The sequence below is a fragment of the Motiliproteus sp. MSK22-1 genome (genome assembly GCF_001968815.1).
Classification (GTDB): Bacteria; Pseudomonadota; Gammaproteobacteria; order Pseudomonadales; family Balneatricaceae; genus Motiliproteus.
Genome location: NZ_MIEQ01000096.1, coordinates 406503 through 419750, shown reverse-complemented (window position 1 = coordinate 419750; position 13248 = coordinate 406503). Strand labels below are relative to the sequence as shown.

General features: G+C 49.0%; 13 protein-coding genes. 8 read left to right on the top strand and 5 right to left on the bottom strand.

Features of this window, described 5'->3' with window-relative positions; all coding sequences use genetic code 11:
- The first annotated feature begins 1 nt into the window (after nt 1).
- Both BGP75_RS25475 and BGP75_RS25470 read left to right on the top strand, forming a co-directional pair.
- Entirely contained in the window at nt 2–961 is a 960-nt protein-coding gene (locus tag BGP75_RS25475) for an ABC transporter substrate-binding protein (RefSeq protein WP_076721700.1), read from the top strand.
- Between the two features lie 26 nt (nt 962–987).
- Complete coding sequence (locus BGP75_RS25470; protein ID WP_076721699.1) at nt 988–2034, top strand: iron ABC transporter permease; 1047 nt, start codon at nt 988–990, stop codon at nt 2032–2034.
- 138 nt (nt 2035–2172) lie between these two features.
- Here the strand turns inward: BGP75_RS25470 and BGP75_RS25465 are convergent, their stop codons facing one another.
- The 4 genes from BGP75_RS25465 to BGP75_RS25450 all read right to left on the bottom strand — a co-directional run bounded on the left by BGP75_RS25465 (nt 2173) and on the right by BGP75_RS25450 (nt 5879).
- Nucleotides 2173–3504: a TRAP transporter large permease subunit gene (locus BGP75_RS25465; protein ID WP_076721859.1), complete on the bottom strand. Its 1332-nt coding sequence runs from the start codon at nt 3502–3504 to the stop codon at nt 2173–2175.
- Nucleotides 3497–4156 (bottom strand): TRAP transporter small permease subunit, encoded by a 660-nt coding sequence (locus BGP75_RS25460; RefSeq protein ID WP_083705058.1) that lies wholly within the window; start codon nt 4154–4156, stop codon nt 3497–3499. Before BGP75_RS25460 ends, BGP75_RS25465 begins: the two co-directional genes overlap by 8 nt.
- 101 nt (nt 4157–4257) lie before the next feature.
- Nucleotides 4258–5310, bottom strand: a complete 1053-nt coding sequence (locus BGP75_RS25455; protein ID WP_076721698.1) for a TRAP transporter substrate-binding protein — start codon at nt 5308–5310, stop codon at nt 4258–4260.
- Between the two features lie 56 nt (nt 5311–5366).
- A complete protein-coding gene (locus BGP75_RS25450) occupies nt 5367–5879 on the bottom strand; it encodes a gluconokinase (protein ID WP_143821191.1) in 513 nt (170 codons plus the stop codon).
- A gap of 208 nt (nt 5880–6087) precedes the next feature.
- On the opposite strand from BGP75_RS25450, the gene BGP75_RS25445 reads away from it, so the two are divergent.
- From BGP75_RS25445 to BGP75_RS25420, 6 genes are all read left to right on the top strand, one after another.
- Entirely contained in the window at nt 6088–7122 is a 1035-nt protein-coding gene (locus BGP75_RS25445; protein WP_076721696.1) for a LacI family DNA-binding transcriptional regulator, read from the top strand.
- A gap of 474 nt (nt 7123–7596) precedes the next feature.
- Nucleotides 7597–8460: a 3-hydroxybutyryl-CoA dehydrogenase gene (locus tag BGP75_RS25440; RefSeq protein ID WP_076721695.1), complete on the top strand. Its 864-nt coding sequence runs from the start codon at nt 7597–7599 to the stop codon at nt 8458–8460.
- A gap of 10 nt (nt 8461–8470) precedes the next feature.
- Nucleotides 8471–9268, top strand: coding sequence for an enoyl-CoA hydratase-related protein (locus BGP75_RS25435; protein ID WP_076721857.1), 798 nt, complete (start codon nt 8471–8473; stop codon nt 9266–9268).
- A gap of 430 nt (nt 9269–9698) precedes the next feature.
- Nucleotides 9699–10718, top strand: coding sequence for a sugar ABC transporter substrate-binding protein (locus BGP75_RS25430; RefSeq protein WP_076721694.1), 1020 nt, complete (start codon nt 9699–9701; stop codon nt 10716–10718).
- A 128-nt stretch (nt 10719–10846) separates the two neighbouring features.
- Complete coding sequence (locus tag BGP75_RS25425; protein ID WP_076721693.1) at nt 10847–11926, top strand: ABC transporter permease; 1080 nt, start codon at nt 10847–10849, stop codon at nt 11924–11926.
- A 37-nt stretch (nt 11927–11963) separates the two neighbouring features.
- Nucleotides 11964–12779 carry an ATP-binding cassette domain-containing protein gene (locus BGP75_RS25420; RefSeq protein WP_076721692.1) on the top strand — a complete coding sequence of 272 codons (816 nt, stop codon included), beginning with the start codon at nt 11964–11966 and terminating at the stop codon, nt 12777–12779.
- A 138-nt stretch (nt 12780–12917) separates the two neighbouring features.
- Here BGP75_RS25420 and BGP75_RS25415 read toward each other — a convergent pair whose 3' ends face one another.
- Nucleotides 12918–13232 carry a hypothetical protein gene (locus BGP75_RS25415; protein ID WP_076721691.1) on the bottom strand — a complete coding sequence of 105 codons (315 nt, stop codon included), beginning with the start codon at nt 13230–13232 and terminating at the stop codon, nt 12918–12920.
- Nucleotides 13233–13248 lie beyond the last annotated feature (16 nt).

Genomic DNA, 13248 nt, shown 5'->3' with positions numbered 1-13248 from the left:
AATGAAACTGCTGAAACTCCTGACCGCCGTCACACTCGGCGCCAGCCTCACACTCGGAACCCAGAACGCACTGGCGTTTCCAGTCACCGTCAAGAGCTGTGATCGCGAAGTCACTTTTAACTCAGCTCCTCAGCGTGCCGTTAGTAACGACGTAAACCTGACTGAAATGATGCTGGCCCTGGGATTACAGGATCATATGGCAGGCTTTACCGGCATAACCGGCTGGAACAAGATTACTCCTGAACTGCGTGAAGGACTCGGTGACCTCAAGCAGTTGTCCGCCAAATATCCCAGCAAGGAAGTGCTATTGGGAGCAGACGCCGATTTCTATTTCGCCGGCTGGAACTACGGCATGAGGGTTGGGGGCGAGGTAACACCCCAGTCTCTGGACCCATTTGGCATTCAGGTTTATGAACTTACCGAGTCCTGCATCCACATCATGGACAAACCCAAGATTTCCATGGATGACCTGTACAACGACTTGCGCAATCTGGGCAAAATCTTCGGCGTCGAGGAACGCGCTGAAGCCCTGATCGATAGCTATCAGGTGGGACTGGCCCAAATCACAGCGAAAACAGCCAGACAGAATCCCCAACGGGTGTTCGTCTACGACAGCGGCGAGGACCGCCCCTTCACTGCGGCTAAATACGCCATGCTTAGCGCTATGATTGAAGCCGCGGGTGGATCCAATATCATGGATGATGTAAACGGAAGCTGGACAAGAGTCGGCTGGGAAGCCGTGGTCGAGCGTAATCCCGAAATCATCGTCATCGTTAACTACGGCGAAGTGACAGCTGAGCAGAAACGGGATTTTATGATGAATAATCCCGCGTTCAAGGATATCAGCGCTATAAAGCACAACCGTTTTGTTGTCCTCGAATACGATGAAGCCACTCCCGGTCCACGTAATTTGAAAGCAGTCCAAAAGCTTGCCAGTAGCTTCTACCCTGGGAACTTATGATCACGTCCATTCAGAGTTAATTGCCCATGTCCGTCTGTCTAGCGAGCTCCCCTCGTTCTCTTCCCCTGCTGATTGCCCTGGCGCTTATCGTCCTGGTGATCAGCATCACCACAGCTATAGGTTTTGGCTCCGTCGCCATTCCGGTAAACACGGTCTGGGGAGTCGCGCTTAACCATATTCTGCCCGATACGGTCGAGGTGGCATGGAGTGCTGGTCGGGATAATATCGTTTGGGAAATTCGTTTCCCTCGAGTATTACTGGGAGCATTGGTAGGCGCTGCGCTGGCCACTGTCGGCACCGTACTCCAGGCTGCTACCCGCAATCCGCTGGCTGATCCACATCTGCTGGGAGTTTCTTCCGGTGCTGCGCTGGGAGCGGTGGTTGCCATGATGCATGTGGGCCTGATATTCGGTCTGGCGACGCTGCCCCTGTTCGCTTTTGTCGGCGCTTTGCTCGCCACCGGCCTGGTTCTGGGGATTTCAAGAGAACGAGGTTATATTTTACCTGACCGCCTGGTAATCAGCGGTGTCGCGGTTTCCTTCGTGTGTATGGCGCTGGCCAATCTGCTTATTTTTCTGGGGGACCATCGAGCCGCCCATTCTGTAATCTTCTGGATGCTGGGAGGTCTCGGGCTCGCCCAGTGGGACCAACTCTGGTACCCAGCCCTTACCCTGGCGTCAGGTCTGGCTTTTCTGCTACTTCAGGGACGACAGATCAACGCCTTGATGTCAGGAGAAGAAACGGCCCTGACTCTGGGCATCAACACGACTCGGCTACGCCTTTCTCTGTTCGTTGTCTGCGCACTTTTAACCGGGGTGATGGTGGCATTTTCCGGTACCATCGGCTTTGTCGGCCTAATGATTCCTCATGTTCTGCGTCTGTTAGTCGGAGGCGATAATCGCTACCTGCTGCCACTCTCAGCGTTAACGGGTGCAATTTTTCTGGTCTGGGTCGATGTGGTCGCACGCAAAATCATGGCACCAGAAGACTTGCCTATTGGTATCGTCACCGGGCTGATGGGCGGAATCGCATTTATCTGGATCAGTCGCATCCGGATCAGGCGAACTCAGTAAATTCCACAGCAACGACGGTAAACGCTGTTCCACCGCCGCTGGAGAATTTTGTCATGCTACTGAGCCAGCCTGAGCGGAGATCTTGTTCCCGTGGCCGATAATACTTTGCAACTCAACCCGTTAAAGCCCTACGGCAACCTACTGCCACCAAAGAGCCAGGATTGGAAAGCTGACTAATAACGCTAGAGCAACGGCTTGTAAACCGATAAAGGGCAGTACTGCTCGGTATATGTGCCCCAGAGTAATGTCAGGAGGCGCAACACTTTTCAGGTAAAAGGCTGCCGGACCAAAAGGAGGTGTTAAGAATGAAATCTGCATATTTAATGAGAACACTACGCCAAACCAGATCGGGTCATAACCCAGTTGAATAATAATCGGCACAAATATCGGCATTGTCAGAAGTGCAATACCAACCCAATCCAGAAACAGCCCCAGCATAAAGAGGATTGCCATCATCAGAAGAAGAATACTTAAAGGACTACCGTCACCGAAGTTAAGTAGCATATTCTCGACAAACCGCATTCCACCCATAAGGTTGTAGACACCGACGATCAGGGTTGCGCCGACACCAATCCAAATAATCATGCCGCAGGTCCGCATGGTTTGAATGGCACTGTCTCGCAGCAACGCCCAGCGTAACTCTCCTCTAATCCAGGTTGACACGGCGATCCCCGCCACACCCACCCCGGCAGCCTCGGTCACTGAGGCAATACCGGCATAGATACTCCCCAACACACTGAATGCCACTGCGACAGGCAAAGCAACGCCTCTGATAACCTTCCATTTCTCAGTGGAGGTCATCAAGAGTTCTTGCTCATCAGCAATAGGAGCCAGATCAGGGTTGAAATAACAGCGAATGAGGACATAACCCACGTATAAAGCCGCTAATATCATGGCAGGCAGGAAAGAGGCGGTAAAAAGATCGCCGATGGAAACATTGGCAATCAAACCATAGATAATCAATACGATTGACGGTGGGACCATGGTTCCCAAAGCACCACCTGCACAGACGGTACCGATAGCCAGATTACGGTCATAACCCAAACGTAACATCTGCGGTAATGCCAATAATCCCAGCAGCACCGTCTCACCACCGATAATACCGGACATTGCTGCCAGGAATACGGCGACAACCAGCGTCTGTACGGCAACACCGCCACGCATTTTACCGCCCATTAAACGCATGGCGTTAAACAAGTCCTTGGCGATTCCAGACCGATCCAGAATGGCTGCCATCAGCACAAACATCGGCACTGCGACAAACACATAGGATGTAGAAAACCCGTAAATTCGGCTGATCAGTAATGGTGCGGCATGAGGACCAAGCCAAAAGAGAGTAAAAAACAACGCCACTATACCAGTCACAAAAGCAAGGGGCATACCTGTCGCTAAAAGCAGGAACATCATACCGAGTAGCAGAATACTTCCCCACTCAATACCGATGACTGATAAATCAAATAACTCAAACATCATGATCATCTCTCGGACTACCGACTACAACAAGCCGTATCAGCTGCAGTAAAAACTGAATTAACATCAAGACAACAACACAAAACAGAAAGGTTTTTACAATGGCCGGTAGTGCAGGGTCCCAGGCACTGCCGCTGGTTTCCGGTCTGAACGCTCCCCAAGGAGCAAAAAGCGCTTTATTGGCGACACCGAATGCGGCCCAGCTAAGCACCAGCATGTAAACCAACCCAAGAAATGCAATAAAGATATCGAGGATTCGTCGGACCCTGGCAGAAACCGCATCATAGAAGAGCCCTATACGGATATGTCTATTGCAGGCTAAGCAATAACTGCCTGCATACAAGAAACAAATTGCACATAACAGCGTAGTGGTTTCATGAACCCAGATGGTCGGAGAGTCGAACACATACCGAGCCACTATTTCGAATACAATAATGCAGGCACTGCCCAGAAATACCACACTCAATATATCCCCCAATTTGACGATCAAACGATCCAATTGAGTAATAGGCTGGTGGTTGTCTGATGCCCGGTTAGCCCCCGGCCCGGTGATTAAATTTTCTAACTGATCAGGTTCCCTTTGCTGACCCGGTGTTTCGGGCCCGGACCTGCGGTTGTTGTTATCTGATGGATTTGGATCTGAACTGTTCATAGGCAAATGCCCTTATCAAAACCGGTAACACAGAAATCATTTCTAAAGAGAGGCCGGTAGAATACCTTTAGCCTCTCCAGGTAAAGCCTGAAAACAAAGAACTACAGCATGCCGTTTTCAGCAAGATATTTGGTCAACACCTGATAAACCTTTTTGGCGTTTGGTGATTTCTCAGCAAACACTTTCCACTGACCTCGGGCAATATTTCTGAATTTGTTTCGCTCAACCATATTCCAGTTATGGATGGTTACACTGCCTGAAGCCTCGGCTTCGGCAACAGCCTTTAAATCTTCTTTTTTCAACGCTGAAACAATGTTCTGAGCAAACTCACTGACGGATTCAGTCAACAGTTTTTGCAGATCCTCTGGCATACGGTCCCAGGTTCTCTTGGTCATTGAGATTTCAATAACCGGCAAGGAATGGAATCCCGGATAAACCGGGTGGGTAGCAATCTTATGCATTCCCTGTTGGTGATTGGTTGAGAATACGGTGTAATCCGCCGCATCAATCAATCCCTTGTCCAATGAGGTATAAACTTCTGATCCCGGCAGGTTAACAGGGGTTGCGCCTGCCGCCGAAAATACGGCCTGCACCAACCCTTCCGGAGCCCTTAGCTTGAGACCTTTCAGATCACTCACACCATTTAAGGGTATCTTTGATACAAAGGCTTCCAGCCCGGTCGCAGAAGCGCCAATAAATTGAACACCATAGGGAGCCAGCAGTTCCTCGTAAAGCTCTCGACCACCGCCATTGTTAATAAAATCAAGCATTTCATTTGGATCTCCCCAGGCTCCTACGGTATTGCCCAATAAACCAAATGCCGGATCTTTTCCGGAGAAATAACTCGTTGCAGTCACGTGACCATCAATAATTCCGGCCCCCACTGCTTCGAGCGTTTCAGAGTGTTTAACGATAGATCCAACGGGTAGCATTTCAACACTGATCCGACCGCCGGTAATCTCCTTTACCCGCTCAGCCCACTCTTGTTGAATGACATAATTGGGATTACCCGAGTTATCACTTGACTGAAACTTAAGCGTAAAATCTGCCGCCATCGACATCGTTGTCAGAAGACCCGCACCCAGGAGGGATGCAACCAGATTTTTACCAATGGATCCGGCTGCTTTTACTAATTGTTTTTTATTTATTCTCATCACAAACCTCTTATTATTGCCGTTTGGGTCGTACATTAAGTTTAGATACCCGCAACCTAGCCCAGCTCATCATGACGCTGTTCCACCGCACGAGCGATTTGATCCACAATCTGCTGGACCGGGTTATCGATTGAAACCGTAATCGAATTCTCATCCTGATCAGGCTCCTCCAATGCTTCAAATTGGCTGTCCGCTAGTGACAAGGCCATAAAGTGGTCTTCGCGTTCAGCCATTCTTTTATAGATTTCCGTCCGGCTGCCTTTCAGATATACAAAAATCAATTCCTCTGCCCCTCTGGCCAACTGCTGTCGATAAGACTTTTTCAGGGCAGAACAGGCCAATACAAAGTCACGCTGTTGCCCCTGTCGCTCTGAAACCATTGCACTCAATTGTCTGAGCCAGGGGGATCGATCTGAATCCGTTAAAGGAACACCGGCCGTCATACGAGAGATATTGTCTTGGGGGTGAAAAGCATCCCCCTCCAGAAACTCAATCCCCATGACCTCTGCCAGCATTTTGCCAACCGTACTTTTCCCGCATCCAGAGACCCCCATCACAATAATGTTCATTTCCACCTCCGAATGTTAGCGCTAACATTTTCGTTTAAAAAAAGACCAACGAATTGGTTCAGATAATTTATATCTAGCCTACTCTTCGGAATTACAAGCTGTCAACAGATCAGACAAAAAAAATGTTAGCGCTACCATAGGATCATTGTATCCTGAGTATGCAGTGATATAATTCCGGGGAGATTACAATCACTGAGAGGAGCTCCATGTGACCCAGGCCCCATCCAAATCTCGTTCCCGCAGTAAGGGTCGAGTCACGCTCAGTGACGTAGCACAACGGTCAGGCGTCAGCGCAATTACAGTATCCAGAGCATTGAACGATCCTGAAAAAGTATCTCCCAACGTTCGCGATCGTATTGAAAAAGCCGTGAGCGAGCTTGGTTACATCCCGAATCGAGCCGCAAAATCTCTGGCAACCAACAGCACCAACACCATAGCCGTAGTGATTCCGTCAATATCCAATACCGTATTCAGCAGCGTTGTAAAAGGAATCTATGATGTCTGTACGCCGCTGAATTACGAAGTTCTGTTTGCCAATACTTACTACTCTATCCAAAATGAAGAAAACCTGCTGTCAAAGTTACTGACCCAGCACCCGGACGGAATCATCGTAACAGGACTGGATATATCGGAGCGTTCAGAAAAGTTACTCAAGTCAGCCAGCATTCCCGTAGTCCAGATTATGGAAGTTGGCCAACAGCAACCCATTGATATGAATGTCGGTATTTCCCACTACGATGCGGGTAAAACCATGGGGAAATATCTCGTCAGAAAGGGTTACCAACGCATTGGTTTTATTGGCGCTCAGATGGACTTTCGATCACAAAGGCGGATGAGCGGCTTTTTGTCAGCCCTGGCAGAAGCAGGTCATGATTCAAGCCGTTATGTCCTCACGACCCCTGAACCTTCAACGGTTAAACTGGGAGGGCAACTTATCGGCGATATGCTGATGGAACATCCTGATATAGATGCAGTTTTCTGTAACAACGATGATATTGCCTATGGCGCTATATACGAATGTCAGCGCAGACATTTGCGTATTCCCGAGCAAATTGCCATTGCCGGATTTAACGATCTCGATGCATCTGCTTGTATTAACCCCTCTTTGACCACGATAAAAACGCCGCTCTATGAGATCGGAAAAACTGCCGCAGAATTGCTGATTAAGCGACTCAAAAACCAGCCTATCAAAGAAACTCAGATAGACCTCGGCATAAAGCTTCAGGAACGCGATAGTGCTTAACGAGATTGAGCGCTTAACAGGACCAGGATCGTTAAAAGATCTTTGAACAGGGTGTTCAGGGCCGATATAGCTCCCACAGGGATCACCGATACCCTGTGGGGATGAGTATCCTTATCGGTAGGTTTTATCTGTTTGCCCCTTAATATGAGTAAGCTCCTCTCCCTCTCGATGAAGCCGTAATTCCTGATAACTGCGCACTTGCAACAAAATATCAACAGTTAGTGAACTCAACTCTTTTTTACCTCTCCTAGCCTTATACCTCACCACCAAGCCACTAAATTCGACATTTTGTCTGATTTGCATCAAACTCAAAAAAGTGACAGTTTACGGAAACGGAAAGCAAAGCCCGCTAGATTGTTTTTGCACAGCACAAAAACATGTATAGTAGGTTTTAAGCTATCCATCCAGGTTTCAGGAAGTGGTTAAAATCAGAGCTTCTTAGATACCTGCAAAATAAGTTTACAGACAAGAATAATGGAGACTGATATGAGTATTGAACATGTTGGAGTTGTCGGTGCAGGCCAGATGGGGAGTGGAATTGCTCAGGTCTGTTCCGCAGCAGGTTTGAAAGTCACTCTCTGTGATCAAAATCAGCAAGCTGTTGACCGAGGCATCAACGCCATTAAAACCAGCCTGGAACGAATGCTGGCTAAAGAAAAAATCAGCGCGGACCAGCTCTCTGAAACTCTCGCACGCATCACCTCAAGCACCTCAACGGAATCTTTAGCCAAGGCTGATATCGTTATCGAAGCAGCCACCGAAATCGAATCGATTAAACAATCCATTTTTAAAGACCTTGACCGCATTTGTCAGCCAAACGCCATTCTGGCAACAAATACTTCATCCATATCCATCACGCGCTTGGCGGCAGTTACAGAACGGCCCCAGCAGGTGATCGGTATGCATTTCATGAACCCGGTTCCGATGATGAAACTGGTGGAAGTTATCCGCGGTTTACAGACTGACGACCGTGTTTTTGAACAAGTCAACGAACTGTCAAAATTCATCGGTAAAGTACCTGTAGACGTAAAAGATAGCTTCGGTTTCGTTTCCAACCGTATATTACTGCCGATGATCAACGAAGCTATCTTCTGCCGTTACGAAGGATTGGCTTCAGCAGAGGAAATCGACACAGTAATGAAATTGGGCATGAGCCATCCGATGGGGCCGCTGGCTTTAGCAGATTTAATCGGTCTGGACACCTGCCTGAATATTATGGAAGTGCTTTACGACGGGTTCAACGACAGCAAATACCGCCCCTGCCCACTGCTGAAACAGATGGTAGATGCTGGTTACCTGGGTCGAAAATCTGGCCGCGGTTTTTATCAATACGATTGAGGAGCAAACCATGAGTACTGTGAGTTCTGAGACTTTCTCAAATATTTTGTTGGAACAAGTTCGCGAAGGGGTGTACCTGCTGACAATCAACCGTCCTAAGGTTTTGAACGCCCTCAACGAAGAAACTCTTGAAGAGATGAACCAGGCGCTGTCGATCATTATAACCGACAAGTCGGCTCGGGTATTGCTGATAAAAGGGGCTGGCGAGAAAGCTTTTGTAGCGGGTGCGGATATCGAGCACATGAGCCACCTATCCCCGATTGAAGGTAAAGCCTTTGCCGAGCATGGTATGCACCTGTTCCGCCGCTTGGAAACGCTTGATATTCCGGTGGTTGCGCTGGTTAACGGTTATGCGCTCGGTGGCGGTTGTGAGCTGGCTATGAGCTGCGATTTTATTCTCGCCTCAGAAAACGCCAAATTTGGACAGCCAGAAGTCAATCTTGGAATCACCCCCGGGTTCGGTGGCAGTCAACGTCTGACCCGCCTGGTCGGTCGCGCAATGGCAATGGAGTTGCTGGTTACCGGTCGCAGTATGTCTGCCGATGAGGCAATGCGCCGTGGTTTGGTAAACCACGTTTACCCATTGGAAGAATTGCTGGACCATGGTCTTAAACTGGCGTCGATGATTGCTGGTAAAAGTGGCAGTGCTATTCAACTCACCAAGCAACTGGTGCAACGGGGACAGGATCTCGATCTGGATAACGCATGCATCATGGAAAGTGACTTGTTCGGCCTCAGCTTTTCTACTGATGACCGTACAGAAGGCATGGCGGCATTTCTTGAAAACCGCGCTCCCAACTTTTCCTGAGGCTTATTGACTAATCGCTTAATAACGCTTGTGCCTAGTTTAAGTACGTGGCGTTTATGCTTGCTATCAAGCCATGACAGGGCAGCTTTATACTGCCCTGCTTTCTGTCGCTGCCGCTTATACAATCCATTCTAGCCTCAGTTGTTAACCTTCCCTCTTCCCCCGGTTTTTTGATTCTCTGATTATTTGATCCGGTAATCCCCCCGAAAATTAATTGTTCGTCAAAGCGCTCTGTTTCATTTGTTACAGCCTTATCGCTCGACTGAAATTTACCATTAACACAGCTCCCTTCTAATAGATTTCACCGCAACCTTTGTCAAAACCGGGTTTGCAGTTACTCCTGTCGTAGCGCTTCCAGGGCGCAGTTCGACATACATAGTTCGACATACAGTCCAGCAATGGCATAAAACAAAAAAGTGGAGATCTATTCATGAAAAAGAAACTAGCTTGTCTGGCAATGGTCGCTGCATCAATGGCCACTCCCTACTCACTGGCAACCGAGCAAATGGTTGTCGGTTTAATTACCAAGACCAACACCAATCCCTTCTTTGTAAAAATGAAGGAAGGCGCCCAGGCGAAAGCAGAGGAGCTGGGTATTGACCTTCGTACCTATGCCGGCAAGTTTGATGGCGACAATCAAAGCCAGGTGCAAGCAGTTGAAAATCTGATTTCTTCCGGGGCCAAAGGCATTCTAATCACACCAAGCGATCCGGCGGGAATCGTTCCTGCGATAGAAAAAGCCCGTGAGGCTGGATTACTGGTCATTGCACTGGATACTCCCCTAAGCCCGGCTACAGCAGCTGATGCAACGTTCGCCACGGATAACTTCAAGGCCGGGCAGCTTATTGGAGAATGGGCAGCGGCATCTTTGGGAGACAAAGCCAAGAATGCCAAGATTGCCATGCTGGATCTGAACTCCAGTGAAATAACGGTGGATGTAGCCCGGGATCAGGGATTTCTGAAAGGTTTTGGGATAGACATCAAAGACCCAACAGACATAGGGGACGAAACCGATCCCCGAATAGTGGGTAACGATGTGACCAATGGCGCGGAAGAAGGGGGCCGTAGGGCAATGGAAAATCTATTGCAAAAAGACCCGGACATTAACGTCGTATATACCATAAACGAACCCGCTGCCGCCGGTGCCTATGAAGCACTCAAAGCAGTGGGTCGTGACAAAGATGTACTTATCGTATCAGTCGATGGCGGATGCCCGGGGGTCAGCAACATTAGAGATGGGGTCATAGGAGCGACCTCAATGCAGTTCCCTCTGACAATGGCTTCCAAGGGTGTGGAAGCCATCGCCAAATTTTCCAAAACCGGTAGCAAACCGAAAAACAGTAAGGGTCTGGATTTCTACAACACCGGTGTCGAGCTGATTACGGATAAGCCTGTCGGCGGCATTTCTTCCATGAGATCCAAAGATGGCCTCGATTTCTGCTGGGGCTAACCCCTAATCAACTGATTTTTAAAATCAGCTCCAAAGCTGACTGTTCAAAGCACGGCTTATTTCACGCCGGTTCAGGGCCAACACCAAGCTATACGTTGGCCCTTTATGTTTCCAGAGGTTGAGTTCTCATGGCCAATTCAAATATAACCAGTGGCGCTCAGACCGCAGACCATGAACTGGTCGCAGTCTCAGCGAACGGCGAGATCGCTGCTTTTAACCAAGAGCGATTGTCTTTCTCTGAAAAAGCCCACCGTTTCTTCCACAAGCATCCCATCGCCGCCCCAGCGATTGTTCTTTTAGTCACATTGGTGGCCTTCAGTATCATTATCGGCGACCGATTTCTTCATCCTTTTAATATGTCTTTGATTTTGCAGCAGGTAACAATCATCGGCATTCTTGGCATCGCCCAGACCCTTATTATTCTGACCGCAGGCATCGATCTTTCGGTCGGCGCTATCATGGTATTAACCTCAGTGTTGATGGGCCGTATGGCCATCGAAGTCGGTTTGCCGGATTTTGCAGCCCTGGCCATTGGATTAATCGCCGGTGCTATTACCGGGCTGATTAACGGAACCCTGGTGACTCGCTTTAAACTCCCCCCTTTTATAGTGACTTTGGGCACATGGAATATCTTCTTTGCACTTAATCTCTGGTACTCCCGCAGCGAAACCATTCGATCTCAGGAAATTGACGCAGTCGCGCCCCTGCTGCACTGGACAGGAACCACTATTGATTTTTTTGGCGCCAGATTAACATACGGCTCCTTAATGATGATCGCCCTGTTTGTCCTGGTCTGGTACGCCCTTAAGTGGACAGCCTGGGGCAAACATGTCTACGCCACTGGTGATGACCCGGTGGCCGCACAACTCGCCGGTATTCGCACCGATCGGGTACTTTTATCCATTTACATTCTGGCCGGTGTGATCTGTGCCCTTGGAGCCTGGGCGCTTATTGGCCGCATTGGGTCAATCAGCCCACAGGCAGGAATGACAGCCAACCTGGATAGCATCACAGCAGTGGTGATCGGTGGCTGCAGCCTGTTCGGCGGCAGAGGTTCTATCTTCGGAACGCTGATAGGCGCATTGATTGTAGGTGTCTTTCGTAATGGATTGGCCCTGGCTGGCGTTGACGTACTTTGGCAGGAATTTACCGTAGGACTGCTCATTATCGTTGCCGTAGGCGTCGATCAATGGATTCGAAAAGCCTAAACCACCGATACCCGATAGAACTGATTGGAGCAGAGTCATGAACAAGAACACAAACAGCCGTCAGAAAACACCGGTACTTGAAGGTCGGGGACTGGTCAAACGCTATGGCCATGTAACCGCCCTTGATCATGCCGATTTCGAATTGATGCCCGGGGAAATACTCGCGGTCATAGGCGACAACGGGGCTGGAAAATCATCTTTGATTAAGGCCCTGTCCGGTGCCTTAACACCCGATGAAGGCGAAATTTTACTTGATGGCAAACCTGTGCACTTCAAAAGCCCAATGGAGGCGCGCACCCAGGGTATAGAAACGGTCTACCAGAATCTCGCTGTTTCCCCGTCTTTGGACATTGCTGATAACCTGTTTTTGGGGCGTGAGCGTTTGCGCCCCGGTATCCTGGGTAGCCTGTTCAGAATGCTGGACCGTAAAGGAATGCACGATTTCGCACGTAATAAACTGTCGGAACTAGGATTACTCACTATTCAGAATATTAATCAGTCGGTAGAAACTCTGTCCGGGGGCCAGCGCCAAGGGGTAGCCGTGGCACGTGCAGCGGCTTTTGGTAAGCATGTAGTGATTATGGACGAGCCTACAGCAGCACTCGGAGTGAAAGAGTCCAGACGAGTTCTGAATTTGATACAGGATGTTAGATCAAAAGGATTGCCGGTGGTTCTGATAAGTCACAATATGCCACATGTTTTTGAGGTCGCGGATCGAATTCACATTCACCGTTTGGGAAAACGCATTGCAGTGATCCGACCCAATACCCACAGTATGTCAGAAGCCGTTGCTATCATGACGGGAGCGATGGATCCTAACGAGCACGAATCCGGAGCCTTTGCGGCAGCCTAGTGTCTCATTGAATCCACTTACACAAAAGATCCCGGGGAGAGCTTTCGGTCGGTTCTCCCTGGTTCAGCAGAGCTCGATTTGTTATTAAAGAGTTCTACTTGTTATTAAAAGCCGTCAAAGACTCTATTGACCCCTGCCCTAACCATGCAGGACAGGCTTACCAGTGTCAGGGTCCAGCTCAGTTTTATGCCGAATGATAGCCGTTCCCAGGCAGTAATCGACTGAACCATAATACTCATTAATTTTGATACTTCTAGGCAGATCGAAATTCGCTCGTATCAATTCAAAATCAATAGGGTAGCTCATTACGCATATCCAGCCACCAGAATGATGCTCCCACCGAGCCGCTGTATCGACTGCGTTAACATTATCAAGAAGAAATTCGAGTATGGGTTCCAGAATCATATATTCCGGATCATAGGTATAGCCATTATCGGTGATTTTCTGCTTCATCTAACTGTCCTCCCAG

What these genes read in the sequence shown, in the direction of transcription:
- BGP75_RS25470 (WP_076721699.1), top strand. Translation starts at nt 988, where the DNA reads ATGTCCGTCTGTCTAGCGAGCTCCCCTCGTTCTCTTCCCCTGCTGATT.
- BGP75_RS25430 (WP_076721694.1), top strand. Translation starts at nt 9,699, where the DNA reads ATGAAAAAGAAACTAGCTTGTCTGGCAATGGTCGCTGCATCAATGGCC.
- BGP75_RS25415 (WP_076721691.1), bottom strand. Translation starts at nt 13,232, where the DNA reads ATGAAGCAGAAAATCACCGATAATGGCTATACCTATGATCCGGAATAT.
- BGP75_RS25420 (WP_076721692.1), top strand. Translation starts at nt 11,964, where the DNA reads ATGAACAAGAACACAAACAGCCGTCAGAAAACACCGGTACTTGAAGGT.
- BGP75_RS25440 (WP_076721695.1), top strand. Translation starts at nt 7,597, where the DNA reads ATGGAGACTGATATGAGTATTGAACATGTTGGAGTTGTCGGTGCAGGC.
- BGP75_RS25460 (WP_083705058.1), bottom strand. Translation starts at nt 4,156, where the DNA reads ATGAACAGTTCAGATCCAAATCCATCAGATAACAACAACCGCAGGTCC.
- BGP75_RS25455 (WP_076721698.1), bottom strand. Translation starts at nt 5,310, where the DNA reads ATGAGAATAAATAAAAAACAATTAGTAAAAGCAGCCGGATCCATTGGT.
- BGP75_RS25475 (WP_076721700.1), top strand. Translation starts at nt 2, where the DNA reads ATGAAACTGCTGAAACTCCTGACCGCCGTCACACTCGGCGCCAGCCTC.
- BGP75_RS25465 (WP_076721859.1), bottom strand. Translation starts at nt 3,504, where the DNA reads ATGTTTGAGTTATTTGATTTATCAGTCATCGGTATTGAGTGGGGAAGT.
- BGP75_RS25425 (WP_076721693.1), top strand. Translation starts at nt 10,847, where the DNA reads ATGGCCAATTCAAATATAACCAGTGGCGCTCAGACCGCAGACCATGAA.
- BGP75_RS25450 (WP_143821191.1), bottom strand. Translation starts at nt 5,879, where the DNA reads ATGAACATTATTGTGATGGGGGTCTCTGGATGCGGGAAAAGTACGGTT.
- BGP75_RS25435 (WP_076721857.1), top strand. Translation starts at nt 8,471, where the DNA reads ATGAGTACTGTGAGTTCTGAGACTTTCTCAAATATTTTGTTGGAACAA.